The sequence below is a fragment of the Streptomyces sp. ST2-7A genome (assembly GCF_021390475.1).
Taxonomy (GTDB): Bacteria; Actinomycetota; Actinomycetes; order Streptomycetales; family Streptomycetaceae; genus Streptomyces.
Map to the genome: position 1 here is coordinate 45,860 of NZ_JAJUWS010000011.1, position 26,931 is coordinate 72,790.

The 26,931-nt window shown below is 68.9% G+C and carries 17 protein-coding genes and 4 pseudogenes; 9 read left to right on the plus strand and 12 right to left on the minus strand.

What is annotated here, in order from left to right; genetic code table 11:
- Positions 1-329: 329 nt before the first annotated feature.
- Positions 330-1,365: pseudogene (locus tag LZF96_RS09210) on the minus strand (transposase).
- Between the two features lie 255 nt (positions 1,366-1,620).
- Positions 1,621-1,986: pseudogene (locus LZF96_RS27330) on the minus strand (maturase); the annotation flags it as partial.
- 92 nt (positions 1,987-2,078) lie between these two features.
- On the opposite strand from LZF96_RS27330, the gene LZF96_RS09220 reads away from it, so the two are divergent.
- The gene (locus tag LZF96_RS09220; protein WP_233868534.1) at positions 2,079-2,732 is read left to right on the plus strand and encodes a hypothetical protein; all 654 of its coding nucleotides are present in this window, start codon (positions 2,079-2,081) and stop codon (positions 2,730-2,732) included.
- Between the two features lie 79 nt (positions 2,733-2,811).
- On the opposite strand, the gene LZF96_RS09225 is transcribed toward LZF96_RS09220, so the two are convergent.
- Positions 2,812-3,705 (minus strand): NAD(P)-dependent oxidoreductase, encoded by an 894-nt coding sequence (locus LZF96_RS09225; RefSeq protein ID WP_233868537.1) that lies wholly within the window; start codon positions 3,703-3,705, stop codon positions 2,812-2,814.
- A 1,158-nt stretch (positions 3,706-4,863) separates the two neighbouring features.
- Between LZF96_RS09225 and LZF96_RS09230 the strand changes: the two genes are divergently transcribed.
- Positions 4,864-5,028, plus strand: a complete 165-nt coding sequence (locus LZF96_RS09230) for a hypothetical protein (RefSeq protein ID WP_233868540.1) — start codon at positions 4,864-4,866, stop codon at positions 5,026-5,028.
- Positions 5,029-5,064: 36 nt separating this feature from the next.
- On the opposite strand, the gene LZF96_RS09235 is transcribed toward LZF96_RS09230, so the two are convergent.
- A complete protein-coding gene (locus LZF96_RS09235) occupies positions 5,065-5,748 on the minus strand; it encodes a TetR/AcrR family transcriptional regulator C-terminal domain-containing protein (RefSeq protein ID WP_233868543.1) in 684 nt (227 codons plus the stop codon).
- Between the two features lie 227 nt (positions 5,749-5,975).
- Here LZF96_RS09235 and LZF96_RS09240 point away from each other — a divergent pair.
- The 4 genes and pseudogenes from LZF96_RS09240 to LZF96_RS09250 form a co-directional block, all read left to right on the plus strand.
- Positions 5,976-6,146: pseudogene (locus tag LZF96_RS09240) on the plus strand (NAD(P)H-binding protein); the annotation flags it as partial.
- Between the two features lie 143 nt (positions 6,147-6,289).
- Complete coding sequence (locus LZF96_RS09245; RefSeq protein ID WP_233868725.1) at positions 6,290-6,616, plus strand: hypothetical protein; 327 nt, start codon at positions 6,290-6,292, stop codon at positions 6,614-6,616.
- Positions 6,617-7,168: 552 nt separating this feature from the next.
- Positions 7,169-7,828 (plus strand): annotated as a pseudogene (locus tag LZF96_RS27335) (RICIN domain-containing protein); the annotation flags it as partial.
- 26 nt (positions 7,829-7,854) lie between these two features.
- Positions 7,855-8,049: an RICIN domain-containing protein gene (locus LZF96_RS09250; protein WP_233868546.1), complete on the plus strand. Its 195-nt coding sequence runs from the start codon at positions 7,855-7,857 to the stop codon at positions 8,047-8,049.
- 15 nt (positions 8,050-8,064) lie between these two features.
- Here LZF96_RS09250 and LZF96_RS09255 read toward each other — a convergent pair whose 3' ends face one another.
- Positions 8,065-8,382, minus strand: coding sequence for a hypothetical protein (locus tag LZF96_RS09255; protein WP_233868549.1), 318 nt, complete (start codon positions 8,380-8,382; stop codon positions 8,065-8,067).
- A 425-nt stretch (positions 8,383-8,807) separates the two neighbouring features.
- Between LZF96_RS09255 and LZF96_RS09260 the strand changes: the two genes are divergently transcribed.
- From LZF96_RS09260 to LZF96_RS09270, 3 genes are read left to right on the plus strand one after another with little or no spacing between them, the layout of a single operon-like run.
- Entirely contained in the window at positions 8,808-10,292 is a 1,485-nt protein-coding gene (locus LZF96_RS09260) for a peptidoglycan-binding protein (RefSeq protein ID WP_233868552.1), read from the plus strand.
- Complete coding sequence (locus LZF96_RS09265; RefSeq protein ID WP_233868556.1) at positions 10,289-11,047, plus strand: ABC transporter ATP-binding protein; 759 nt, start codon at positions 10,289-10,291, stop codon at positions 11,045-11,047. Before LZF96_RS09260 ends, LZF96_RS09265 begins: the two co-directional genes overlap by 4 nt.
- The gene (locus tag LZF96_RS09270; RefSeq protein WP_233868561.1) at positions 11,044-12,303 is read left to right on the plus strand and encodes an ABC transporter permease; all 1,260 of its coding nucleotides are present in this window, start codon (positions 11,044-11,046) and stop codon (positions 12,301-12,303) included. Before LZF96_RS09265 ends, LZF96_RS09270 begins: the two co-directional genes overlap by 4 nt.
- A gap of 232 nt (positions 12,304-12,535) precedes the next feature.
- Here LZF96_RS09270 and LZF96_RS09275 read toward each other — a convergent pair whose 3' ends face one another.
- The 7 genes from LZF96_RS09275 to LZF96_RS09305 all read right to left on the minus strand — a co-directional run bounded on the left by LZF96_RS09275 (position 12,536) and on the right by LZF96_RS09305 (position 26,893).
- A complete protein-coding gene (locus LZF96_RS09275) occupies positions 12,536-13,507 on the minus strand; it encodes a hypothetical protein (protein ID WP_233868565.1) in 972 nt (323 codons plus the stop codon).
- 114 nt (positions 13,508-13,621) lie between these two features.
- A complete protein-coding gene (locus tag LZF96_RS09280; RefSeq protein ID WP_233868570.1) occupies positions 13,622-14,080 on the minus strand; it encodes a peptidase inhibitor family I36 protein in 459 nt (152 codons plus the stop codon).
- 308 nt (positions 14,081-14,388) lie between these two features.
- On the minus strand, positions 14,389-15,708 hold the full coding sequence (locus LZF96_RS09285) for a VanZ family protein (protein WP_233868573.1): 1,320 nt from the start codon (positions 15,706-15,708) through the stop codon (positions 14,389-14,391).
- A gap of 551 nt (positions 15,709-16,259) precedes the next feature.
- Complete coding sequence (locus LZF96_RS09290; protein WP_233868577.1) at positions 16,260-18,452, minus strand: DEAD/DEAH box helicase; 2,193 nt, start codon at positions 18,450-18,452, stop codon at positions 16,260-16,262.
- On the minus strand, positions 18,452-19,801 hold the full coding sequence (gene brxD, locus LZF96_RS09295; RefSeq protein WP_233868707.1) for a BREX system ATP-binding protein BrxD: 1,350 nt from the start codon (positions 19,799-19,801) through the stop codon (positions 18,452-18,454). The genes LZF96_RS09290 and brxD overlap by 1 nt, the downstream gene beginning before the upstream one ends.
- Positions 19,802-20,012: 211 nt before the next feature.
- A complete protein-coding gene (pglZ, locus tag LZF96_RS09300) occupies positions 20,013-22,907 on the minus strand; it encodes a BREX-2 system phosphatase PglZ (RefSeq protein WP_233868579.1) in 2,895 nt (964 codons plus the stop codon).
- 86 nt (positions 22,908-22,993) lie between these two features.
- Positions 22,994-26,893 (minus strand): phage resistance protein, encoded by a 3,900-nt coding sequence (locus tag LZF96_RS09305; RefSeq protein ID WP_233868581.1) that lies wholly within the window; start codon positions 26,891-26,893, stop codon positions 22,994-22,996.
- Between the last annotated feature and the right edge of the window lie 38 nt (positions 26,894-26,931).

A 26,931-nucleotide genomic window follows, 5' to 3' on the forward strand; every position in this document is an offset into this window, starting at 1 on the left:
TCCTTGTTCCCCTCCGCCGTGCAAGCGGGACCGGGAGGGAAAGGCCGGTGACCGGACTCCTCGACATCGACGGGGGCGGCGACCGGCGGAAACAGGATGACGGTCCGCACATGGACGAGGCCGTGCCCCGGACCGCCGTGGAGAGGGAGCCGCGCGCCCCGCTCCACGGCGTCTTCCGCGAATTCGGCCGCTGCTTCAGTCGTTCTCACCATGGTGGTCGGGGGAGGGGTCGGGGAGGTTTCCGCTCCGCCGATGCCGCTCGGGGGGTGCCTCTATGTCTTTCGTCAAGGCGTCTCTGTCGGGTTCGGGGCGGTTCGGTGTTGCTGGGGTTATGCGGCGAGCTCGACGTTCTTGGGTGTCCGGGATTCGTAGAAGGTGCCGTCGCGGAGCATGGCGAACAGGACGCTGATGCGTTGGCGGGCCAGGTGCAGGAGGGCTTGGGTATGGGTCTTGCCGCGGGCTCGCTGGCGATCGTAGGTGGGTACGGAAGGCCGGGTCGGCGTTCATGCAGGCGAAGGTGGAGAGGAACATGGCGCGTTTGAGCTGCCGGTTTCCTCCGCGTGGGGCGTGTTCGCCGTGGATGGAGGTGCCCGAGGACTTCGTGGTGTGGACGGCGGCCAGGGAGGCGGCCAGGGAGGGGATGACGACATCGAGGGTGCCGGTGCCGGGCACGACAACGCTCTGCTCGCCCAAAGCGTCGAAGACGTCGTCGATGAGCCGGTCGGCCATGCGCGGGGCCTTGGGCCGGATCAGTTCGAGGAGTTTGCGGCGGCCGGCTTTGCGCAGTGCGGCCGGGGAACCGTGGCGCTCCAGCAGCCGGGTGACGGCCGGGTGGCCCGGGCGCGGGCCCGGGACGCGTTCCAGGGAGGGGTGGAACCGGGTGAGCAGGCCGCGTATGCGGTTGGAGGTGCGGGTGGCCTCGGCCGCGAGGTCCTGGTCGAAGCCGACGAGGACGGTGAGTTCGGCGGTGATCTCGTCGGTGAGTTCCAGCGAGCGCAGGGTGTGCGGCATGGTGCGGGCCGCGTCCGCGATCACCGCCGCGTCGCGGGCGTCGGTCTTCGCCTCGCCCGGGTAGAGGTCGGCGATTCGCCGCATCGCCAGGCCCGGCAGGTAGGCGACCTTGCAACCGGCGTCCCGGGCGACGGTCAGCGGCAGGGCCCCGATGGAGGCGGGCTGGTCCACGATCACCAGAACGGTGCCGAACTTCGCCGTGCGCTTGTCGAACACCGCCCGCAGCCTGGGTTCGCTGTTGGGCAGCGGCTTGTCGAAGACCTTCTTCCCGACCGGGGTCAGTCCGTGCCCGTGATGGGCGGACTTGCCGATGTTCGGGCCGAGGAACACGCTCACGTCTTGGGTGTCGAACATCGCTTCTCTCCAGGGGAGTTGAACGTGCCGACCTCGGTGGCGGTGTCGTAGTGAAGTAGGCCGTCGGCGAGGTGCCCGTGGTACGGGTCCTTTTTCGACGGCCCCTTCCCGAACGACGTATGCGGCTTTCACCGCACGTCGCTCTCCAGATTTTTTCCGGGTGGAGGAAATAGCCCGGCCAGCGTGGATGTCATGGTGGCAGGTCTGGCAGACGATGAGTGCCTTGCGTTTCTTGCTTGCCATGAGAACCACCCACGAAGGACGGTCCGGCCATCCAGGCCGTTTGAGATCAGCCACTTTCGGGATGTGATGGACATGCAGGTTCGACTTCGCCCCGCACATCTCACACTCGCCAACCAGCAACCGTTGCAAGACTTCGTTGCCGCGAGTGCGGTTGGTGACCGGCTTACGGTCTGTGATCTCGGCTGTGCGTTTACGTTTGAGGGGTATCCCGCCGAAGGTGGCGATCAGTGGTTTCCTTCCATTGTCACGTGGAACTGTGACCTGCAAACACCAGCGTGGACCGTCCGGGGTCTCGACGGTCCCATGAAATTTGCGGGCCATCTTCCGGACGGTTGACTTGTGCTTGTTCGCGAGAGTTTTGAGCATTGACGTCTCCATAACCCATCGCAAAACGCCCAGACGGTGAACGTTCTGAGCGAGAAGGTGTACTGCACCAGACCTCCGCGGGATTCTGGTTTCCCGCGCCTCATGTGGAGGACTGGGACGCCTCGGCCGGCGCAGCCACGGGAAGCGAGACCACGGTGGCCGAGGACGTCTTCGTGCCCGCCCACCGCATCGTTTCCTTCGGGGACGTGATGACCGGTAGGACCCCGGATCGCTCCGACACCGGCGTCACCGGCCGCGACTACGGACTTCTGGGGTACACATCCTCGCGGACGTCGCCGCCGTGTTCCTGGGCATCACCCGGGGTGCCTACGAGCTGTTCGTCGAGCGGCTGCCCGGCCCGGGGGATCACGTACACGAATTGGACCGAGCAGAGCCTGTACCCGATCACGCAGATTCAGGTGGCCGACGCCGACAACAAGATCTCCGCAGCCGAGGCCCTCTCCCGTCGATGGCTGGAGGTCCTCCAGAAGCGCGCGGATGCCGATGAGCAGCCGACCCCGGAGGAGAAGGCCGTCCTGCGGGGCCAGACCGCCTTCGCGGTGGAACTGTGCCGGGAGGCGGTGGAGGTGCTCTTCAGGGCGAGTGGTGGCTCGGTGATCCAGCGCGGTGTCGACCCGCAGCGGTTCCACCGGGACATCGAGGGGTTCTCACTGCACGCGCTGGTGCAGCTCAACGCCAACCTGGAGGTGCAGGGCAGGGTCCTGCTCGGCATGGACCCGGCAACCGACTTCCTCTGAGCCGGATCCGTGATGAGGGAAGAGCCCGGCCGGTTACTGGACCGGCCGGGCTCCCCTTATCACGGACCCGGGTGGGCGGTCAGGACGCCTTCGGGTCCTGGAACAGCTCGATCATGGCCGCGTAGCTGTTGTCGCCGTATCCCTTGTCGATGGCCCGCCTCACCAGGGTGTGCACGAAGGTTGGCAGCTCGGTGTTGACGCCCTGTGCCTCGCTCTCGTGGAGCAGGTGCTCGATCGAGGCGAAGTGGGTCGACAACGTGGCATCGTTCGCCGGGTACTTGCCGTCCCCTGCGTCGATCTGGCCCGCGTAGTCGGTGGCGAAGAGCTTGACGGCATCGACCCACCCGGTGGCCCACGGCAGGAAGGTCTTGGCGTCGATGTTCGCGCTCCTGAGCAGGGCGGCGCCGTGGACGAAGCTGTTCAGGGTGCCCCACATGACGCCCAGCAGCGCCACGTCGTAGAGCACCGCGAGACCGGGGTCGTCGCCCACGTGGGTGGTACGGCCGCCCAACTGCTTCAGTGCGGTCTCGTGCCTGTCGAAAGCGCTCCGGGAGCCGCTGTAGAAGAGCACGGATTCGGCCGCGCCGATGGTCGCGGGGATGGCCATGATCGCGCCGTCGAGGTACTCGGCGCCCCGCTCGGAGGCCCACGCGGCCGTTTCACGGGCCTGTTCCGAGGAACCGGAGGTGAGATTGGCGAGCACCCGTCCCGACAGGGCGCCCTCCAGCGGGTCGAGGATCTCGTGCATCACGTCGTAGGTGGACAGGCACACGACGACCAGCTCACCGGCCGTCACGGCGTCCGCCGGAGTGGGCGCGAGCACCGCTCCCAGCCGGACGAGGTCGTTCGCCTTCTCGGGGGAGCGATTCCACACGGTCGTCGGATACCCGCCCCTGAGAAAAGCGGCAGCCAACGCCTGGCCCATGAGTCCCAGACCGATGACCGTAACAGGGGAACGATCGTTACCCGCCATTGAATATCCTCCACATTTTTAAAAATTCGACGCGGGACAAGTAGGCGTCGAAAGGGGTGGACTTTCGAGCTTCTTGGAAGCCGCCGAAACGGCGATGACCCCTCACCCTCCTTTTCGGCGGCGTAGCCAGGTTTACAGAGTCGATCGCATCGGTCAAGTTTTTTATGTTCGGCTCCCGGTTACCTTTTGGTAAGTGCCGTGGCTCATTTTCGTCGGTGTCCGGGGCCTTCAACGGGGTGAAGTCGCGGAACACTGGGGTCGTATCCCTTTGACGGTCCGCGAAAGACCTTTGTCCACGGGAAAGAACCGGTCACAGGAGCGGGGTGAAATCACCCCTCGGGGGCCGGGCGGACGTCGTCGGACGTGGCGCGGCAACCCCATCGGGATCAGGTCGGCTTCACCGGGTGCCTGCCCCCGGCGGGCATCGCGGCGTGAGGCGCGGAGCCTTCGGTGCGGTGAGTATCGACCACGGGTGACGTGGCCCCCCGGCGACGCCTGGAACGTGAGGGCGACAACGGCGGGTGCCCCTGACATGTCGTCCCGTGCAGCGCTCGACCCGCGGCCACCGCTCGCAGTCGGCCGGGGCGGCCGCACCACGGAGCCGACAAGCCCGCACGAAGCGTCGCGCGTCCCGCGCCCCCGGCCCGAGGCGAACCCCGCCACGGCCGAGTGAACCCTCTACAGCACCTGCGACGAGAACTCCGATTCCGAGACGCGGGCCCCGGAGGACGAGCCCGGCGAGGACGTGGTCGGCGTCACCGGGGTCCGACCGCCGAGCCCGATGGTCGACACCCCGTGCTCGGGGACGGCGGTGGACACCTCACCCGGCTGGAATCACCCGGTGGAGGCGAAGCCGACGGCCATCCGTCGCTTCCCCACGACACGCTTCCCGCCTTCTTCGGGATCGACCCGCACACGGACCGCAGGCGGTTCCTTGCCGAACCGCGCGACCCGGCCGGTCCGCAGGCGTACCGCTGCTTCACCCGCCGGCGCTCCGACATCGGGGACGCCCCGGTGGACGGCGGTGTGGATGGCCGTCTCCGCCGAGGGCCGTGGAGCATCGGGCGTCGACCGGGACTCCGCGCTTCTCGCCCCGCTCTTCGACGAACGGGCCCCAGCTCTCCCGGACGGCATCCGTCGCCTGATCGACCCGGGGGTGTGCGCGGGCAATGTCCCAGCGACGACGCCGGCTTCGCACGACTCCCGGTCCGCGCCGGGATCGACTCGATCTCCGTCGCGCCGGACGGCTTCCCGGCGGTCGAGGGGAACGTCGCCGCCGCCGAACGCGAGATCGTCGGGCACGGCGAACACCACGCGGCGTGACCCGGGAGACGCCCCCGGGGCCCGGTCGGGACGCCGTCAGGGCGAGGGTTGCGCCCGGTGTCTCCGTTCCAGGCCGTCGAGCAGCAGGTCGAGCCCGAAGCCGAACGCGTCCTCCCGGATGCCCCCGGGTTTCAGGGCCTGCTCGGTGATCATCTCGGCGAGGTGCGGATAGGTGTCCGCCGGCATCCGGTCGAGCATGTCCCCGGCGACCGTGGCCAGTTCGGACGCCGAGTCGAACGGCAGGCTCGCCTCCTGGAGCACGAAGCCGTACACGTAGCTGTCGATGGCCGAGAGGGCGTGCGCGGCCAGGGCCGACGGGAAGCCCGCCCGGCGCAGGGCGCCGATCACCGCGTCGTGGTGGCGCAGGGTGGCCGGGCCGGGACGGGCTCGGGAGTCCAACAGGCCGATCGCCCAGCGGTGTCGGGTCAGGGCGGCGTGGGCGGAGAACGCCCGGTCGCGCATGGCGGTCCTCCAGTCCGCCCCCGGCGACGGCAGCTCGATCTCGGCGAAGACGGCGTCCACGATGCCGTCCAGGACCGCCGCCTTGTTCGGGACGTGGTGGTACAGCGACATCGCCTCCACGCCCAGCCGATCGGCGAGCCCGCGCATGGTGAGCGCGCCGATGCCGCGCTCGTCGGCGAGCAGGACGGCGGTGCGCAGGATGCGTTCCGCGCTCAACGGTGCCCGCTTCCCGTCGTCCGCGCCGGTCTTCCCGGTCATCTTCCGCCCCTTCCCCCGTCGGTCGGTGGGCTGTGCGCCTTGACGAGACTTTACGCCGTAAGGCAGCCTTACGGCGTAAGGCGACGTCCGCGCGGCCCTCGCGCGGATCCGGGAAGGGGAACGACATGAGCGACCACGACATCGCACGGGACGGAGCCGGGCCGCCCGGGACCGCCGGCATCGGCCGGGTCTGCGTCATCGGCGCGTCGGGCAAACTGGGCCGGTACATGGTGCGGCACGCGCTGGAGCGGGGATACCGGGTCACCGGTGTCTGCCGTGAGAAGAGCGTCGGCAAGCTCGAGGAGTTCGGGGATCGGATCACCATCGTCCCCGGCGACACCGACGACCCCGAGGTCATCCGCCGAGCCGTCGCCGGATGCGACGGCGTGCTGACGGTGCTGGTGCCGTGGGGCGTGCACGGCTACGCCTCGGGCACCGCGCGGGCGGTGCTCGACCACGCGCCGGTCGACTCCCGGCTGGTGTTCTCCTGCGGCCGGCACATCACCCGGGACGGCAAGGACGTCTACCCCTCGGCTTCCGCATGGCGGCGGCCGTCGTCGGCCCCCTCGCCCGACTGCTGCGTGTCGTCGACGTCAAGGACCAGGTCGAGGCGTGCCGTCGGATCTTCGCCACCGACCGCCGCTGGACCGTGGTGCGCGGCAGTGACCTGGAGGAGGGCGAGAGCCAGGGCCTGCCGGTCTGGAGCCACCACGTCGGCGACCCCGTGCTGAGCAGCAACCTCACCCGCCGGGTGGACTTCGCGCTCTTCATGGTCGAGGCGCTGACCGACGACTCACTGATCCGGCAGGCCCCCGCCATCGTCGGCCGCCTGACCCCCTCGGCACTCGCCCACCCCGCCGGCGCCTGACCGCCGTCCCCCCTCCACCGTCCCCGGCATCGGGACCGGCCCGGCCGGTCCGGTCCGACCCCTCCCGTGCCATCGCTGATCGCCGCATCCATCGTGAAGACCGACGAGGAGGGCGACGAATTCCACCCGGGCGACCCCGGCCGATCAACCACGGCTCCGATGATGTTCAACTCGTCTTTCCCGACGCCGACTTCGATGTCCGAGGAGCCGACCCCCGGGCCTCCCGGGTGCGTGTGGCGGTGTGGCGTTCGCCGCGGGGACCTACCCGCCGACACACCGGCACGCATCGTCCCCGCCCCGGAAGCCGTCATCACCGTCGACCGCCGGGGTGGGGTGAAGCGGGTGGGGTGAAGCGGCCCATCGGACCGGATCCGAACCCGCCCGTGGGCCCGGCCGCCCGGGCCCCCACGGTCCCCTCCGGTCCCTCCCTCCGCCGGAGGTCCCGTGGAGGTCGGGGGACAACCGCGCACGACCGGGAAGGGAGGTTGACCCACCGCGCCACGCCCGCGCCGCTCCCCGACCGTTCCCGAACATCCCGACCACGAGGCATCGATGACACAGGACAAGCAGGACCCGCCCGGCACGTTCGCTGCCACCTTCGCCGAGCGGCCGACTCGGGGGCGGCTGGGCCTGGTGCCCGGACGTCGGGTGTTCTTCACCGTGGGCGGGGGTGTCGCGACGGCGGCGGCACCCACCCTCGGGGTGGCGGCGGTGGGGGTGGTGTGGCCCGAGGGACGCGACCGGACCGAGACGGTGGCCTCCACCGAGGAGCCGCCACCCTCGCAGTCCCCGCCCCCCGGCGACCCGGAGCCGGAGCCGGAGCCTTCCGAGGAGGAGGAAGAGGCAGCCCCCGGGGATGCCTCACAACCCCTGTACAACCCGCTCGTGCAGGCCCCGCCGGCCCCGGAGCCCACCGACCCGGAACCGGAAACCGACTCCGGGTCCGACCCCGACCCGGCGGAGGAGACCGACGCGAAAGCGGAACCCCGATCGGCCGACACCTTCGCGGCCGGCGCGACCTACCGCCTGCACACCGGCACCGGCGCCGGCCTGTGCCTGGACACCGCTTCCGACCCCACCTCCTCGGGCGTCAACGCCCACCAGTGGGCCTGCGGCGCCACGGCCGCCCAGCGTTTCCGTTTCGGCGCGACCGCCCTCCCGAACACCTTCACCCTCTCCAGCTCGGGCAACTGCCTGGAAGTGGCTGACGGCGAGATGAAGCCGGCCGGTAACGTCGGATGGGACCGTGCACCGGGGAGCCCTCCCAGCAGTGGCGGGTGGAGCCGCTCGGCAACGGAACCCACCACCTGGTCGCGGTGCACAGCGGCTTCTGCCTCGACGTGGCGAACAACTCCACCAACCAGGGGGCCAACGTCGGCCAGTGGCACTGCAACGACACCGGCGCCCAGGACTGGACCCTCGAACGCCTCTGAGGCCGACCCCCTCGATCAGCTTCCTCCCCGGTGGGCCCTGCGAAGGGCACGTTTGGTGACGAGCAGCCGAAGCGCGACACCGCCGGCGACGAGTACCACGGCCGCGGTGACCCCGCCCGCCACGGTGACCGGCCAATCCACTCCGGACCACAGCCACTCGGTGCCCGAGGCCGGTTCGGGGCCCCACGACTGGATCTGTGGCGGATGCCGGTGGTGCGCCTGGAGGGCTGCCAGACCGAGGGTCAGGGCGCCGATCATGGGGAGTAGCAGTACGCAGCCCCACCACAGGGCATGGGAACGCACCCGCCGGCGGTAGAAGCCGACCTCATCCATCGGGGTTGTTTCCTCACTCCTACTCAAACGGACGAACCGTGGTCTTCCCACGGGCCAAACGCATGGGTCCTCCGGTGGCCTTATCGAACCGGAGACGCACCATCCCATCGCAGCGCCACCAGCCGTTCTCCGCAACCATGTACCTCTCGGGCGGCTTTCGTGGGGGATTCATGTGTATTGCTCATTTCGGGCGAGAAGTCTCACCTCCGTATTCGGTCGGCTTGAAATCCATATTGGAGGGAAGAGGTGGTCGCAATTTTGCGTGAGAGGGAGAACGAAGCTGCGCCACACCGTGGACTGTCGGACAAATTTTCCATCCATCGACCGGTTTTCAAGGGGGAGCGGTAGGGTGAGGCGCGGTGTGCGATTGAAATTAATTTTCGCGATTTTTCCCGTTTCTAGGGGTTGGGGAGGATAGGCAACCCATGCCTGCTGTAACCGATGGTGAGGGGGGCCTCGGCCGGCCGGTCGGGGCGTTCCGGGGCCGGGTCTGGGCGGTAGTGGTCACTGTGGGCGCAGCGCTGTTGATCGCCGGCGGAGCTGTGGCGTCCTGGATGATCAAGTCTCCGGCTCAGGCAGTGGCGGACACCACGCCCCCCGAACCCACCACGCTGACATTTCCTGTGGAGCGCCGACTTCTGACCGATTCCGTAGTCATCCGCGGCACCGTGGTCTCGGACTACTCGGTACAGATCACGCCGGTCGTGGGGGCTGGTGAGGGAACTGCCGCGCCAGTGGTCACCCGGGTCCCGGTGAGCCCGGGAACGGAGTTGGAAGCGGGACGGGTATTAATGGAGATATCCGGTCGGCCAGTGTTTGTATTGCCGGGGGAACTGCCGGCATACCGGGATTTACGGCCCGGGGTCGAGGGGCAGGACGTGGAACAACTCCAAAAGGCGTTGAGGAGCCTGGGACACGACACGAAAGGAGATCGTCAGGGCTTCTTCGGTCCGGGGACCAAGACTGCGCTGGTCGCTTTCTACGAGACCATCGGCTACTTTCCCCCGGAAGCGGTCGAGGGCGGGGCGGAAGCGCTGGAAGCTGCCCGGAGACGGATCATCGAAGCCGAGAGGATGCTGGAGGATGCCGAGCACACGTTGGCCTCCACGGTGAGCGGAAGCGGCACACCCGGTGCTTCCGGGGCCGAAGGCGGCTCGGGGGACACGACCGACCGGGTTGACGGCGATGAAGACTCGTTCGGCAGCGAGAGGGCGCTCGACACAAAACCCTTGGAGCGAGCCGTGAGCCGTGCGGATGAGGATCTCGCCGAGGCTCGGGAGGAACTGGTCGAGCTGGAGGCCGCGAATGGACCGATGCTACCGGCTGGCGAGGTGGTGTATGTGCCCGCCTTTCCTGCTCGCGTGGACATGGTGTCGGCACGAGTCGGTACGGTGGTCTCCGGTTCCGTGATGACGGTTTCCTCGGGGGATCTGGTGGTTCACGCCCAGTTGAGAGAGGATCAGCGTGGTCTGATCAGTCCCGGGCTGCCTGCGATAATTCATTCCGAGTTGGTCGGTACCAGTCATGACGCTCGCATTGTCTCTGTCTCCGATGTGCGGTCCCTTCTCCCGGAAACGTCGGTGGAGTCCGGTCAAACCGGTGGCTATCTGCTGGTCGCCGAGTCTGAGGAGGCGCTTCCGCACGAACTGGCCGGCCAGGATGTGCGGGTCACCATCGAAACAGCCAGCACCGGCGAGGAGGTTTTGGTGGTTCCAATCACCGCGGTTTCGGCAGGGGCGGACGGTAGGACTTCCGTTACTGTGCTGAACCCCGATGGCACTCATAGTCGGATCATGGTCGAACCAGGAACTGTTGGGAATGGATTCGTGGCGGTGCGATCTTCCGATGGGGACACGTTGGCCGAAGGGCAGCAGGTGATCACCGGAGTGTCGCAGGGAGCGGGGAAATGAATGTACCGGTGGTGGAGTTATGCGGGATTTCATTGATATATCCCGGACCACCCGAAGTGGCTGCGTTGAGACTCTGTGACCTGACCGTTGAACGCGGCGAATATCTCACTGTGGTTGGCCCGTCCGGCTCGGGTAAATCAACTCTGCTCAATATTGTGGGTCTGTTGGACGCCCCGACCGCCGGGCGATACCTACTTGATGGTATCGATACCGGGAGACTCTCCGACGGTCAGAGGGCGGCACTGCGTGGCCGCCGTATAGGCTTCGTCTTCCAATCCTTCCACCTTCTGCCGCACCGCACCGCCCTGGAAAACGTGGCCTTGGGCATGGTGTACACGGGGGTGCCGAGTCGGGAACGACAACGGCGGGCGAGGGAGGCCTTGGGACGGGTGGGCCTCGCGCACCGACTCCACGCCGTTCCGTCCCGACTGTCCGGTGGAGAACGGCAGCGAGTGGCCATCGCCCGGGCATTGGCGGCCGAGCCGTCGCTACTTTTGTGCGATGAACCTACGGGTAATCTTGACTCAGGTACGGCGAATGCGGTGCTCGGTCTGCTCGAAGTACTTCACGACTCCGGTCTTACTTTGATGGTCATCACGCATGACTCCCGGGTCGCTGCACGAGGCACTCGGACCGTGGTCCTGGAGGACGGAGCGCTGAAGCAAGACGCTCACCTCGGCACCTCCTCTTCCCATGCATTTCGCCCGAAGAAAGGTGCAGACGAATCCTCAATGGGCGGGAGCGGGTCCGCATGAGACTGCTGTCGCGTCGGCCCCGCCCTCAGGGGCTGCCCTCGGGCGTGGAACCATCCCGATTCACTGTGCGGGATTTACTCGGAGAGGGTGTGACCGGGATGCTCCGGCGCCCGGGCCGCTCCGCTTTGACGGTTTTGGGTACTGTTCTGGGCGTTGGTTCGTTCGTAGCCGTGCTCGGTCTGACCGCGACCACCTCGCATCAGGTGGACAGCCGATTCGATCTGCTCGCTGCGACTTCCGTGGTGGTGGAAGACCGGGCTGCGGAGCACGATCCGTACGCCGGGCCGGCCCTACCACAGGAGGCGGAGGAGCGTGTCGCACGAGTCAACGGGGTTACCCGGACCGGAGTGTTCTGGCCTGTGAGGACACCGCATGGGACCTCCGTGCGGTCCTCGCCGGTGGGCCCTGCGGCCAATGGCGAGGAGGTTCCGGTGGTGGCTGCTTCTCCGGCCTTGTTGGGAGCGGCGGAACCCGTCCTGGCTCACGGACGGGTATTCGACGCATTTCACGCCGAAAACTCGCTAAAAGTCGCGGTACTTGGGTCTTCCGTGGCGGCTCGGCTCGGCATCACCGGGTTGGAGACCGGACCGACCGTCTTCATCGGCGACGAGGCATTCACTGTGATCGGTGTGGTCGAAGACGTGAGGCGTCAGCCGGATTTGTTGCTTTCGGTCCTGGTCCCTCACACCACGGCAGAAATGCTCTGGGGGCCGCCGGAGGGGCTGACTGCCCGAATGCTGATCACGACCCGGGTGGGAGCGGCGCAGCAGGTCGCCCGAGAAGCAGCCACCGCACTGCGCCCCGATCATCCGGAGTATCTGAACGTGGTCCCGCCGCCTGAGCCGAAAATGCTGCGTTCGGTGGTTACCTCCGATTTGCATCAACTTTTCCTGCTCTTGGCTGCCATTTGTATGGTGGTTGGCGCCGTCGGCATCGCCAATACCACGCTGGTAGCGGTCCTGGAGCGGACGGGGGAGATTGGAGTGAGACGTGCAGTGGGTGCCCGGGCCCGACACATCGCCCTCCAATTCTTGGCTGAATCGGGAATATTGGGAGGGATGGGGGGAGTGATCGGCACCAGCTTCGGCACCCTGACCGTGGTGGCGGTGGCCGTGGTCCGTGACTGGACGCCGGTGGTTCCCACCCCGATGCTCTTCACGGCGCCGGTCCTGGGCGTGGTAATCGGTATAGTGGCGGGCTTGTATCCTGCTTGGCGCGCATCCCGTATCCAGCCCGCCGAGGCCCTGCGCCGCTGATCGCTGTGCTGCTCGACTCCCCTCACCCGCCGGTCTCACTCCTCGGCATCGGGCACCGGCGGCTGGATGCGTCCTATTCGGCCGAACGCGTGGCCATTGGAGGGTTGTGAGACGTGCGCGCAATGATGTCACGTCTGTGTTTTCGGTATTCAATCATGGTAACCGATTTGATGTGAAGGGCCGGGCGGTAACGGATGCTAAATCCTTCGCTTTTCACTCGAATCCGTGCTTCTTACTCCAATAGTTTGGCGGCGAGTCGCATCCGGTCCTCGTGCTGCTCCCGGGAGAGTTCCAGGATCTCGATATTCTCCTCGATGAGGCGATTTTGGTACTCGTCCTCGACCGATGACCACACGGCAACCAGGTCGGTATCCTTCTTGCAGTTGACATCCGCCATGGCGACATTGATTGCCTCGGGGCTCGATTGCTGGTTCTCGAGAAGATTTAGCTCCCACTGGGGGTTGATCGGATCGGTCACTTGATAACCGGATTCCGCCATGCAAGCCGACCAGGAATCGATCACATCGGTCACGCGGTTGTCATTGCGAGCTCGACCATTGGCCTCGAAGGCCAGATTCTGGGAGAAGAGTACATCCACATGCTCGTCGCTCGGCGCGTACAGTTTGAGGTAGGACTCGCGCTGGCAACCACCCACCGGTATCGGCGTTCCTGCGATCTCTTGGGTGGCCGGATCGTGCCGTTCCGCTTCTTCCTGACTGTCCGGGAGGTCGTTCGGATTCAGATTGTCTTCGCCTCCGTAAACGAGGAGAGCGGTTTCGCTCAGTTCCGCCAGGTCGCTCGAAGCGTCCTCGGGGCTCTCCTGCTCCGGCTGATTGTCCCGATGGTCGCCCCATGCGTACCCGTACCGGGCGGCATGCTCTGCGTCGTCGAGGCCGTACCGACGGTCCCCCATGTCCCCCGTCTCCTGTGTTGGGGCAACCTTTCCGGCCGGCGGAAAGACGAAACCGTAGCGGCGCATGCAGGTGTCGGTCAGGATGTCCTGTGCACGGCTGAGTTGTTCCTGATCTTCCGAGGACACCAGATACGACTCCAGCGGAAGGGCTGCCATCCCATCGACAGGCGGATCGACATCGCCTGGCCGTTCTTCGCCCTCGGCCGAGCAACCGGTTCCCGAGAACAGCAGAAGCACGATGACGCCGGGCACCGCGGCCGAGCGAAGACCGCGGTGTTGATCATTGCTCATGGTGATTATCCGTTGCCTTCATGGTCCGAGGTGTCCGTCCCGGACGGCACCGGTACGGACGTGAAATGGGACGGAGTCCGCCCGCCCGGTTGGCCGGGCAGGCGGACCCGGCATTCACTTGCGCATGCTGGAGATTTTGTTGTTGAAGGTGGATGAGGCGTCCCCACGGTGTCCGGAGGGAAGCCAACCATGAACACCGCTGTAGTTGTAGCCGGTGTAAACGTTCCACGTACCGGAGTGCCGGTTCCAGTAGGAACTGATGGTGTTGTCGACGATCAGGCTGTAGCTGTTCGCGTAGTACTCGTTTGCCAGAGTCGGATAGTTGTAGGGGGTGTCTATGACACTTCCCGTGGACAGGAATCCGCTATAGCCGCCGAACTCCCCGACGTCTACCTTCCCATCCCAGTACCACGCCTGGGCGGTGCCGGTACCCGCAATCAGTGCGCCTGCCGCTAAGGCCCCTGTCAGCCAGACCTGTGCTTTCCGAAGATTCCGCATCTCTCTCCTCTGCTGTTTTTCTGGTGCAGAGAAATGATGTTCGTCAAGATCCGATGAAGCCAGGTCGATTTCCAACCGAGACCGGAAACGTCCAGTCATTGACCAGGCATGCCTCCTTGACAGCCATCCTTTGGGGTGCGTAAAAGCAACCGCACGCCGGTTGTCGACCGGGGAGTCCAACGGCGGGGGACCAAGTTGTCGATGGACCTCTCCCGATCACGGCTGTCCCCGACCCCGTCTCCGACCCGGGGTCTTCCGATCCGGCCCGGGTCCAGGGACGGATCGGTTCCCGGACGACGAGGGTTCGCTTCGCTGACCCGGTGCGACCACGGACCTCATGTGAGAGGGGATTCGCGCCTCCTGCGGGAGACGGCCGGTGGTGTTCAGGGTGCGTGATGGGGGCGTTCCACCACGGTGATCGGTTCGGCGCCGGCGGCGTCGATCCGGACGAGGTGGCGAGTATCGGGAGTGATGAGTTCGATGCTCCAGACAGGGCGCCATTCACCGTTCACCTCCTCGGCCGAGAGGGTGGCAGCCGACTCCTCGGGAGCCGGAACGCCGGCGTGCCGGCGGGCAGCGGTGAAGGCTTCGGTCTCGGTCATCACCACGGGCGGCAGCTCGGGATCCGGGGTGGTGTCCGCGGTGAGATGGACGAGGTGGCCGTCCGAACGAAGCAACAGCTCCACCCGAGCCGGCATGATGACGCCGTCCACCACCCTCGCCCGGGTGACACGCCATTGGTCCGGGGCGTGTGGGGCAACCTCGATGTGACTTCCCTCAGCCGGAGGGACGGTGTGTGCGTCGAGGTATCGAAGCCCCGCCTCCTCGGCCTGTTCCGCCGTGGTGATGGGAGTCGGCTCCGGTGGGAGCGGCACCCCTTCGGGAAAGGCCGCATCGAAGCGCCGGCCGCCCGGCCAGTCGAGACCGGCGACGCCCTCGGCGAGATCAACGCTCACGGTGCCGCCCTCCCGGTTTCCGCCATAGCGGACGAATTCCTTCCCGGGTATCTCCACGGCCCCGTTCAGGAAACGGTGGAATTGCTCCGTCATGGCGGCGTACTGCTCCTTTGTGGCCTCCCGTTCCCCAGCGGTGAAGTCCATCACCACGGGTCTGATGGCGGTGAGGGCGACAGTGGTCAGGGTCACCGCGATCACGACGGCGATCACGGATACCGGGCGGGAACCGAAAGGTGGGCCCAGGAGCGGCCGGCGACGGACGGCACTCCAGCCGGTGGCGAGCAGCACGCCGATCCATGCGCCGGAGACGTTCATCACCAAGTCGCCGGTCTCGCAGACCCGCGCCACTGTCGGAACGATGGCCTGGGTGATCTCGACTCCGGTGGTGAGCAGTGCGGTCCACAGCAGCATGCCGGTGGGACGACGGGTGGCGAGAGTGCCCAGAAGACCGACAGGGAGGAACAGGACCAGGTTGGCCAGGCCCTGCTGGGTGGTGAAGCCCTCCAGCAGGGCCTTGCTGATCACGCATTCACCCGTCTCCTGGTGCCCGAAGTCGGAGAAAAGGGTGACGCGCAGGACGCCGGTAATCGCGGCCGCGTGCAGTGCGTGGGTCAGGGGACGGACGGCGCGTCCGCGCAGGGCCACGAAAGCGAGCAGTCCCACCGCTGAGCACAACAGCGCCGAGACAACCAGGAAGGAGATCAGGGAAGAGCCCTGCCCTTGAAAGATGTCCTTGTATAAGTTCATTGTCCTCGGTCGTCCGGAACTCGCTGGATGGTGTGCCGGCATGGATCGTAGCGGAGGTTTCCGAGGTCGTGGGCCGGTGCGCCGGGAGAAGGACCTTCTCGGGCACCACGCGCCGGCCGTCCGGGACGCCATGAGGAGGACCGACGGTGATTTCCGCCGGTACGCGGGTTTGTTGAGGGCCATTCTCCCGGAGTTCGGTGAGAAGAGTGCCGAAGCAATGACCGATGGGTGGAGAGGGGCACGGGTCCGATCCGGAGCGAACAATTCACCGTCGCCGAGACGCGTATTGGCCGAACCTCGTGCCGCATCGGGCGGGGATCCACCCTGTTCCGGGGTCCGGCACGACATCTCGCCGTCTTCCCGAACCAACCGGGGAGGCTCCTACGAGCCCGATCCGGTGCCTTGGGTCACACCGCGTCGCGTACTGCTCCTTGAGGGACAAGCTCTGTTCGATGCGGCTGTGGAAGAGGCCCTCGCGAGCGGGCCTCCCGGCTGGAGAACACGAGGACTGTTGTCCCTGTGCTGGACCTCCGGACTGTCTCCGCGCGTGATCATGTACCCACGGCGACCTGAAAACGCTTCGGTTCCTCCAGGGCGGCACGGGCGCCGTCGAAGTCGGTGAGGCGGGCGGCCACGGTGGCCACGGCCAAGCGGTGGGGGAGTGCGGTGGAGAACTTCAACCCCCGGACAGCTCGTTCATCGACCTCCGGCAGGACGAGTGCCGGCGCGGTCCGGGCTGCCTCCACCGCGTCGTGCCACATCCTCGTGGTCAGGTCTTCCCGCAGTCGTACGAACTGGTCCGTTGGGCGCTGGATCGGGTCGGCGACCGACGAGAGGGTCGCGGTCAGCGTCGCGTTGGCCCGGTACCCCGCCCACGTCCACCAGCGCACCTCGTGACCGTGACGGGTCACGATGGTGCCCGCCGGATGAACCGTCTCCGGGGCGTCCTCCTCCCTCCACGTCCCCAGGCACGCCTCGGCCCGGCGAGTGAGGGCGACAGGAGGATCGGTCCCGAGCAGCACCTCACGCATGGCCCTGGTCAGCGCGTGCGACAGTCCACCGGGCGTCCCACCGGACCACTTGGCGATCCCACCCCCTTCGACCGGTTCCACGAAGGCCCGCTTGCGCCCCCAGTCGATGAAGGTCACCTGCCAACTGCGGCCGGCCAGGAGCAGGCGACGAGGACCCGGCCGTTCCTCGGTGAGAACGGCGGGGTCCATCCGGCCGATCTCGGTGCGCCCGGAGAGGACGGTGAACTGGGGTGGCGCGGTGAAGGAAGCGGTCAGTTCGATGAAGTGCCGTCGGCCGAAACGCCGTTCGGCTTCGGAGCCGATGAACAGCATCCCCTCGTCAGTCTCCAGGAATCCCTCGTCGGTCAGGTACCGCAGGACGGGTGCGGCGGAGGCGTCGAAGGGGGCGAGGCCGTTCCATTGCTCGGCCCACAGCCGGTCGCCCAGCTTGTGCTCCTGGAGTGTCACCGAGAGCAGTTGCTGCGCGACGAGATGCCGTGGTTCGGGGGGCGGGACGACGGGTTCGACCCATCCTCGCCCCCACAGCAGGAGCAGGCCGGCGGCCTCCAGCAGGGAGTCCCGGTCGGTGGCCAGGAACAGGCAGTTGCGGGTGGTGTCGGGGCGGCGTCCGGTGCGTCCCAGGCGCTGCAGGAAGGAGGCGACGGTGCCGGGGGCGTCGATCTGGATGACACGGTCCAGGTCGCCGACGTCGATGCCCAGCTCCAGAGTGGAGGTGGCCACGATGACGCAGTCGCGTGCCTCGGCGAACGCCTGCTCGGACCGGGCTCGCTCCTCGGCGGAGAGCGAGGCGTGGGAGAGGAAGACCGTCACCCCGCGCGCCCGCAGCGCCGCTCCCAGTTCCTCGACCCGCCGTCGGGAGTCGCAGAAGACCAACCGCTTCTCACCGACGTGCAGGGCCGCGATGACCTTGGCGGCGTTGGTGAGGGAGCCCACGTGGTCGAGTTCGATCTCCCCGGGTGGTGGGCCCGGAGGAGGGGATGTGGGAGCAGTACTCGTTCCCTTTCCGCCGTCCGGAACGGCCGGGGCCGCAGGGTTGCCCGGCAGGTCGGGAGCCACGACCCGCCCCGGGCGGCTTCCCGCCCCCGCTCCCTGGAGCCAGGTCAGTAGCCGAGTCGGGTTGCCCACGGTCGCGGAGAGCCCGATCCGTTGGATGGGGCGTCCCGTCACCCGGGTGAGGCGTTCGAGGACCGCCAGGAGGTGCCATCCCCGGTCGTCCCCGGCGAAAGCGTGCACCTCGTCGACGACGACGGCCCGGACACCGCCCAACAGATGGGCGTGGTCCGTCTTCACCCCGATGAGCATGGCCTCCAGGGACTCCGGTGTCGTCAGGAGGATGTCGGGCCGTTCGGCACGGATGCGTTGTCGTCGGGATTGGCCGATGTCCCCGTGCCACAGGGCGGCACGACGGCCCAACCACTGCGCGTACCGGTCGACACGGGTGATCAGGTTGTTGAGCAGGGCCCTGAGCGGACACAGGTAGAGAACGGAGGTGCCGGACCACCGCCCCGAGGACATGAGCGAGAGGATCGGCAGGCAGGCGGCCTCGGTCTTGCCGCCGGCGGTGGGGGCGAGCAACAGGGCGTCCTCGCCGTCCATCACGGGATCGATGGCGGCGCGTTGCAGCGGCCGGAGATCGGGCCAACCGAGGGTGTTGACCACGTGGTGCAGGATGACGGGATCCAGCCGGTCGATCGGGTCGGTCGCCCCCGGCATCACGGTTCCAGGTCGATGTCGTCGGCCGACGCGGAGCGGGAACCGGCCGCCACCGGGGCGGGCGGGGCCGTGGCGAGGTTCCGCTCGACATCGGTGAGTTCCCCGGAGCCCACCGTCAGCCGGTAGTGCCGCCGGGGATCGAAGTCCGGGAACTGGTCGACGCGGTCGAGGACATCGCCCACCAGTTTCTTCAGGAAGAGCCGGGGCGCGACGCCGACCTTTCCCCCCAGGACCCCGCCGACGGCACCGGCGAGGTCGGCCACGTAATCGTCATCCACCACGGTCCGGATCCGTTCGGGTGTCTCGGCCCCCGAGGCGTACAGATCGCGGATTCCCCGACCGAGAGCGGTGAGGGACTCCGGGGTGAACCCCGGCAGACGGAGTTGCACGGCACGCGGATTGTCGAAGCGCGGGTCGGTGGTGAAGTCGGTGGCCAGACGTTGGGCCAGCGGTGCGAGGCGCTGCACGCCCTGCGGGCCGTCGTAGAAGGCGGGGGTGCCGGTGATGACGAGGTAGAGGCCGGGGAAGCGACCGGAGTGCACCTCGTCGATCAGCTGGCGCAGGGCGTTGAGCGCTTTGTCACGGGCGTCGGAGCGCACGCGTTGCAGGGTCTCCACCTCGTCGAGGACCACGAACAGGCCCCGGTGGCCGGAGTCCCGCAGGATGGTCAGCAGCCCTTGGAGGAAGCCGAGCGCGCCGAAGTGGTCCAGGTCGCCGCGTACCCCGGCGGATCGGCGGGCGGCGGCGGCCACGTGGGGTTGTCCCCCCAACCAGGCGAGGACCGCTGCCGCGGTCGCCTCGTCGCCGCCGGCGAGCGCGTTCCGGTACCCGCGCAGCGCGGTGGCGAAGGAGGGGGCGTGTCGGGACACCTCCGCGAGTCGGGCGGTGAGAAGTCGTTCCACCTCACCGCCCAACTCCTCCTCGGTCGCGCCGGCCGCGAGGACATCCTCCTCCAGCGCGTAGAACCAGGCGTCCACGACGGGGCGCAGCGCGCTCGGCGGGAAGCTCGGGGTGGACAGTCGCTCGGTCAGGCGCCGGTAGACGGTCTCCAGCCGGTGCAGCGGGGTTTCCGTCTCCGAGACCTGGATCTCGGAGACGGCGAAGTTGCGCTGTTTGGCGCGTTCGCCGAGCCAGCGGGTGAAGAACGTCTTGCCGGATCCGTACTCCCCCCGTACCGCCTTGAAGACCGAACCACCGGAGGCGACCGCGTCGAGTTCCGCGTCCAGGGCGGTCTCGAAGCGGTCGAGCCCGGTGGCGAGGAGATCCAGACCGCTCTCGGGCACGGCGCCGCGTCGCAGCGCGTCGATGGCGGCGCGGCGCCGGGTGGCGGAGACGGGGGAGCGGGGGATCTCGGTCACCGGATCATTGTTCCATTCCCGATGCGTCGGTACCCCGCTTCCGGATCATCCCCGACCGGGTGTGCCATACCCGAAATCGTGAGTCGGATCGGTGGTGAACCCTCGACTCCCCGCCGTACGGACGGCCCCCGGCGGTCCGTCGGGATCCCCCGGGTGACCCCGGGGGTGTTCACGGCGGGTCCGGCCGGGAGCCGACGGGGAGTCAGGTCAGACCGAACTGCGTCCTCAACAAAGTGGGATTCAAACGGACGGTCCGGCCGTCAGGGAGGATCTCCAAGACCTGGGCGCCGTCGTGGTTGAGGAGTTGACGCAGAACGGCGGCGAAGCCGTTCGCCCGGCCGATCGGATAGTCGACGCGTTGGGCCAGAGCGGTCACCGGGAGGGTGCCCCCGGCCTCCAACAGGACCCGAATCGCCTTCTCGACCTTGCCCATCGGCGGTTTGCGCGCCAAGAGGTCGATCTGGCTCCCGAACGTCTCCGAGGCGAGCAGCCCTTCGATGAGGACGTCCTCGCGATTCACCACGGTGGGTGTGACGAGCGCCCCGTCGTTCCCGGTCGCGGGCACCAGGGCGACATCGAACAGCGAGTCCTGGGGACGGTCCGCCCCCTCCTGCCTCCTCGACTGCTTCCGCCCCTCCTTCCGTCCCTCCTTCCGGGCCTCCGGCCCCGGTACCCCCGCTCGCGGAACCCCGGCCGGGGAGTGGGCCGTCGCCTCCTCGGGGCGGGCTGTCCCGGAGTCGAGTGCCCACCAGGCCGGCCGCTGGTCGCCCAGCTCCCGCCATCCCGTCGGGGGCTCGGCTCCGAAGGGCAGGAGGACCAGGATCGGGATGGCGACCTCGGCGAGGGAGGCGCCACCGTGGTAACCGGCCTTGCGCGCGGTGTACCGGGAGTCGGCGTCCCACAGCGCGACGATCGATCCGCCCGGATCGGGCTCGACCACCCGGGGGCCGCTCAGCGCGACCTCCGCCGGTCCGGTCTCCCCGCCGGGGGCGCGGTGCCGCGCGGACAACGGTGCCCCGGCCTCCACACGGTTTCCGTGCCGGTCCACCACGTGCCCGTGGTCGCTGGTGATCACCACCGCCATGCCCCGGGTGGCGGCCACCCGCAGCAGGTCGGGGAGGCCGGGGATGTGCTCCGCCCGCCAGGCGCCGTCGCCCAGTTTCCGTTCCTTGGCGAGTCGGTCGTCGATGGCGTTGAGGACGACGGCCACGTGGGTGCGGTCGTCCGCGAGGGCCTCGGTGAGAGCGGGGCCGAAGGTCTCCCCGGCGCTGTCGGCCCGCAGGTCCTCCTTGTGGAACAGGGCGGCGGGTGCCCCGCCCCACAGCGGTAGCGTGGGGAACAGCAGCTTCTCCTCCCGCTGCGCCCCCCGGGTGAGCCGACCGGTGAGGAGCGAGGCGCGGGAGACGACGGTGATCGTCGGAAGCGCGGCGGCCATCGGGCGCCGCCGGGGGACACCTTCCCGCAGCGGGTCGAACTCGGCCCAGGAGGAACGCAGTTCCTCGCCCAGTTCGGTGGCGATGGCGGCACTCATGCCGTCCAGGACCAGCAGCAGGACGCGTCGGTCGCCGGCACCGCGAACCACGGGGCGCACCACGCGCTCCAGGAACGTCTCCACCGTCAGCATGGCGCCGGGGGCGGTGCCGGCTTCGGTCCAGCCGGCCAGGGCGCGGGCGAACCCGCCGTCGATCCGGTGCCGGTGTTCGCGAACCCGGGCGGCGAGCTTGTCGTAGGCGGCGGCCAGGACCGGGTCGGGGTCCCCGCCGGCCTCGACGTGTTCCAGGGCGCGGTCCACCCAGCCGGTCTCGGCCATGTGGCGTTCCAACCCGGCGGCCACGGTGGACGTCTCGGCGGTCGGCCCGCCGGCGGTCCACCGCAGGAGCCGCAGGGCCATGCGGGTGCGTTCGACGCGGGGGCGGGCCTCCGGGGCACGGGCCCGCAGGTGCGCGGCCAGCTCCCGGATGGCGGCGGCGACCGGCGCGGGTTCGCCGTCGGCCAGGGCCCGTCCCACGACGGTGAAGCGTGCGTCCAGGCCGGCGGGCAGCAGGAGGCTGGCACGCGCGGCGGTCTCGGCCCCGAGCTGTCGGGCGAGCGTCGAGGCCCGTTCCAGGAGTATCAGGGCGGTTCGGCGGACCTCGTGGGCCGCCCCGAGCCCTTCGTCGTCCCGGGTCGCGCCGTCGAGGAGCCCGCGCACGTACTCCTCCGCCGCTCGGCCGAAGGCTCCGGCCAGGGCGTCGAACCGCTCACCGACCGCCGGCGGGTTCTCGCCGAACCAGCGTTCGGCCCGGCCGCGTGCCGTGTACACGGCGGCGTCGGGCTCGGCCCGCCCCCACAACGCCCCGCACACCAGACCGAAGGCCACGGCGTCCGGGCCGTGGCCGGCCTCGACCAGGGCGAGCAGCGTCCGCCCGGCGGCTCCCGCCTGTTCCTCCTCGCCGAGGAAGGCGACCAACCCCGCGCGTTCGGGGCCCCGCAGCTCCAGCAGGTGTTCGGGACGCCCCGGGGCCAGCGACCAGCCCAGCAGGGTGTGGATGTCGAGTTCCCCGCCCACTCCCGGGTGGTCGGGGGCGGTGCTTTCCTCCGCGTACCGCCCCAGTCGCAGCCGCCGCAGGGCCAGCGAGGCGAGGGCTGTGCGCCGGGAGAGCACGTCGCCCACCGGGTGGGGCCAACCACCGGGTGGGGTGGCGTCCAGGAGTGCCTCCGCGGCCCACTTCTCCCGGGTCAGACGCCGGTCGATCTGCCGGGCGCCGAAGGCGTCCCGCACCAGGTTCCAGTTGTCCACGGTGTCGACGCACCGTTTGTGGACCCGGGCCAGGAGGGCCGGGTCCAGCTCGTTCTCCTCCCGGTCGGTCAGCACGACGAGGACGGCCGGACCGGTCGCCCCCTCGGCGAAGTGGTCGAGCAGCAGCTCGTGCACGGCCAGGGGGGACGGGGCCGTCGCCACCCGGAAGCGCGGTCCTTCGCCCCGGGTGGCTTCGGCGGGACCCTCCCACCGCGGCTCGGAGCGCAGCAGCACGGCTCGACGGCGATCCCGCCCCGCCGCGGAATCGGCGAGCGAGCTCTGTCCGGAGAGGTACCGCAGGACCGTCGTGGTGTTCAACCGGACGAGGGGCGCCCCGACCGTCGTGGCCCCGACCCCGCCGGTCGTCCCGCGCGTGCCCGGGGCACCGGTGGTTCCCGTCACGCTCACGGCTCCACCACCCGCCAGGTGATCTCGACGGTGACGCCGGGCTCGCGCTCGGCCAGTTCGGCGAGCTCGGTCCGCAACTCGGCCACGGAGGCCCCGGCCGCCGCGGCGGTGGTCCGTCGGCCACCGGAGCGGCGCGGTCCGCCGGCACCGCCGGTCGGGGTCGGTGCCGGCCCGCCGTCGGGGAGGGGCGGGTGGCTGGTGGGGGTGTTCAGCGACACGTCCCCGGCACCGGGCGCGACGGGCGGGGGCGGGGGAGCGGCGGCGGCGCGGTTGCGCTTCGCCAGCGCCACGACCGCCCGCTGGGTACGGTCCAGCGCCTCCTTCAGGTCGTTGGTCCGCTGATCGCTCCGGGCGGCGTTGCGCAGGGACTCCAACAGCATCTCCCCCTCGGGTCCCTCCGAGGAGGCGAGGTCGAGGGTCCCCCAGGGCGCCGAGTCGAGCGCGTGCGCCACCTTCCGCGCCTGCTTGATCGAGGTGCCGAAGCGGTCCGCGCCGACCCCGCCGAAGTCGAAGCCCGCCAGGGCCTCGACGGTCCTGCGCGCCTCGGCCGCGCCCTGCCCGGGGGAACCCGCCAGGACGGTCAGCAGCTCCACGGCCCGCCGTGCGATCGCCGGCCGACCGGTCTCCTCGGTCTCGTCGAGCCCCAGGAAGTCGGAGTGCCGTTCCAGTTGGGTCACCAGCTCGCGGGCGTCGTCCCGGTGCCTTCCGGCCTGTTCGCCGATCAGCCGGGCGAACTGGTTGACCATGCGTCCGCGCCGCAGCGTGGGGGCGGTCTCCCCGAACAGGGCGGTGAACCGCTGCCGCGCGTTCTCCCAGTCCTCCGGGGAGGGCAGGGGCTGGCTGCGCAGCGCGTCGTACTCCTTGATCTCGTTCAGGGCGGGCGGGGGATCCAGCGGGGTTCCGGCGCGTACCCACACCCGGTCGTCCATCTCGGCGAAGGAGGCGACGACGAGTCGGACGAGGAAGTCGGGAAGCCCTCGCGGGGTCGGACGATCGGTCCAGTCGGTGAGGGTGATCAGGCTCAGATCACCGGTCACGCCCTCCTCGCGGGAGAGCTGTCGGAAGTGATCGGCCCAGTGGTGCGACAGTTCGAAGTACGCCTCCTTCTGCGTGCCCAGCCGGAGGGGGCCCGCCACCCGACGCATCAGGGCCCGTTCGGGGGCGGGGACCTCCGCGCGCCCGTCCCGGGCCTCGGCGGCGGCCCGCACGTGCGCGAAGACCTTCCGGGCGTCACCGACCTTGACGACGGTCCCGGTGTTCTCGGGGTCGAGGTCCGGGTGGTCGGGGTACTGGCTCGCGAGCAGTCTGCCCGCGATGTGCCGCAGGCCGTCCCGCATGGAACGGCCGAAGGACAGGGTCAGCCCGTCGACCTCGCGCAGGGACACCAGGTGGTCGTCGAAGCCGACCCCCACGTCACCGGGCTTCTTCTCCGCGAGCCCGTACGCCTGCTTGAAGGCACCGAGGACGTTCTTGAGCAGGGATTCGCGCTGGGTCTCCAGCATGCCCTTGGCGCGGGCCCGGTTGTCGGGGTTCAGGTGACCGGCGTACTGGGCGTCGAACCGTTGGTCGTCGGCCAGGGCCCTGTCGATGACGACCAGGCGGCGGAAGTCGGCGTACCGCTGCTTGGAGAGGTGGGTGGGCAACCAGGCGACGGTGCGCGACGGCTCTCCCTGCCGCTCCCGCAGCCGCCGCATGCGGTTGGCGTCCTCGACGGGACCGTACTCGCTCTCGTCGAACGGGAGATCGACCACGATCCGCCAGGATCCCTCCTGCGCGGGCGCGAGGTCGTGGTCGGGCAGTTCGTCCCGGTCCGCGACGTTGCCGAAGGCGATCTCGACGGCGCGTTCGGTGCCCCGCCACACGAACCGCATCTCGTCCTGCAACTGTCCCTGTTGAAGGTCCAGCTCCTCGACGAGCAGGCGCTTGGCGAGGGACTGCCGGTTGCCGGGGTTGTCGTTGACGCCGGCGTTGGCGAGGACGGAGTCCACGTCGACACCCGAGAGCTCCAACCGGACACCCGGGTTGGTGTCGGTACCGGTCTCCTTGATCTCGGGGAAGCGGCCGGCCCACTCGGCCACCTTGTTCTTCAGGATGCCGTACTCGCGGCCGGGGATCGGGGCGACCACCGAGCCGTAGTTCAGGGCGGACAACCGGCGGATCGTCAGGTCGGAGAGGGCCGGGACGCTGGGCGCGAGCGCCGACAGCAGGAGGGTGCCGATGATCCGGTTGTCCCCGATGAACTGCTGGATCCGGCCGCGCGACTGCGGGTCGGTGACCTCGCCGGGGCGGTTGGTGTACCGCTCGACGTCCTCCTCCGACACCTGGTGCGTGGTCAGCAGGTAGGGCCGCAGCTTGCCCCGGTAGAGCTTGTCGGCGGCCTCGAAGACCACCTTCAGGCTGTCGGTGAACGGCCGGTCGCCGCCTGTCGCGATCAGCTGGTACAGGTCGCCGACCGGGATCAGGTCGCCCAGCCGCAGTCCCTCCCGGTGCTTGGCGAGGAGTTCACCCATCAGCTTCATGCCGGTCCGGTTGCGCTGGAGCGCGGAGGAGACGTGTACGAGGGTCTCCATGAAGGCGGGGGAGAACGGATAGGTGAGCCGGAAGCTCTCCTCGTCCGCGCCGACCCCGCTCGCGCCCCGGTCGGAGCCCAGCAGGGTGTCCCACACCTCCTGGCGGACCTTGCGGGTCTTCTCGAACTCCGCGTCGATGAGGGCGCGGGCCTCCTCGTCCCGGGGCCTCAGCAGCCGGGCGTGCGCGACCTGCGGGAGGTTGCGGTCCTCCAGGGTGATCTTGTCGAACCGTCCCGAGGCCAGGTTGAGGCTGTCCTGGAGGGACGCCTCCGCCACCCCGAAGACCTCCTCGCCGACCAGTTCCCGCAGGTCGCGCTGGCGGGCGATGAAGGAGACGACGGGGACGGCGCGGCGGGAGTCGCCGCCCTCCACGAAGTTGGTGATCTTGCTCGCCTCCCGGGCCACGAACCTCTGGTCGTGGATGAGGGTGGCCAGCCACAGGATCAGCTCGTCGAGGAACAGGATCAGCCCGTCGTAACCCAGTGCCCTGGCGTGGGCGGCGATCACGGACAGGCCGGCGTCGAGGGAGACGAATCCGTGCTCGTCCTCGGCCGCGTTCCGCGCGAAGCCCGGCAGCAGGTGGGTGCTCGCGTCCTGCACCAGTCGGGCCCGCAGCTCGGACGGCGTGGACGGGTTCACCAGGTTGAGGGCCGACTCCCCGCCGTGCGCCTCCTCGGCGTCCATGGCGGTGTCGAGCAGTTGGGGACTCCAGCGGAACGGCTCGCCCCACTCGTCCTCCTCGTCCCCGGCCCCACCCCCGTCGGCCGCCCCCAGGCCGGCGATGACGGCCTCGTCGCCCATGCGGGTGCGCATCGCCCGGATGTCCTGGAAGAGGGTGTCGGTGCGGTACACCTGCGGAGTCGGGGCCTCCGGGTGCAGCTCCTTGACGTGCCGGACGTACCCGCCCAGGACCCGCTGCTCCAGGGACTTGGCGCCGAGCATGTGGTACGGCACGAGCAGGAACCGCTTCCCGTCCGTGCCGAGCCACTCGTGCCGGGTGAGCACCGGGTCCAGGTCCCGCCGGGCCCGGGCGGCGGGGCTGCCGCTCAACAGCGCGTGGAGCACTGCCATGAAGTGCGACTTACCGGAACCGAAGGAGCCGTGCAGGTACGCGGCCTTGGAGGTGTGGCCGTCCAGCGCGGCCCGGATCAGGCCGAGCGCCTCGTCGAAGTTCTCCAGCAGCCGCTCCGTGACCACGTAGTCCCGCAACGCCCGCTCGGCGCCCCCCGGGGAGGTCGCCTCGGACAGCTTGAGGACGAAGTCCGAGGTGGAGATGGACTCCTTGATGTCGATGACATCGCGGAGCAGGGGTGGCTGCTGGGCCATGGACGATCTCGCTCTCCGACGGGCGGCGGCAACGGGCT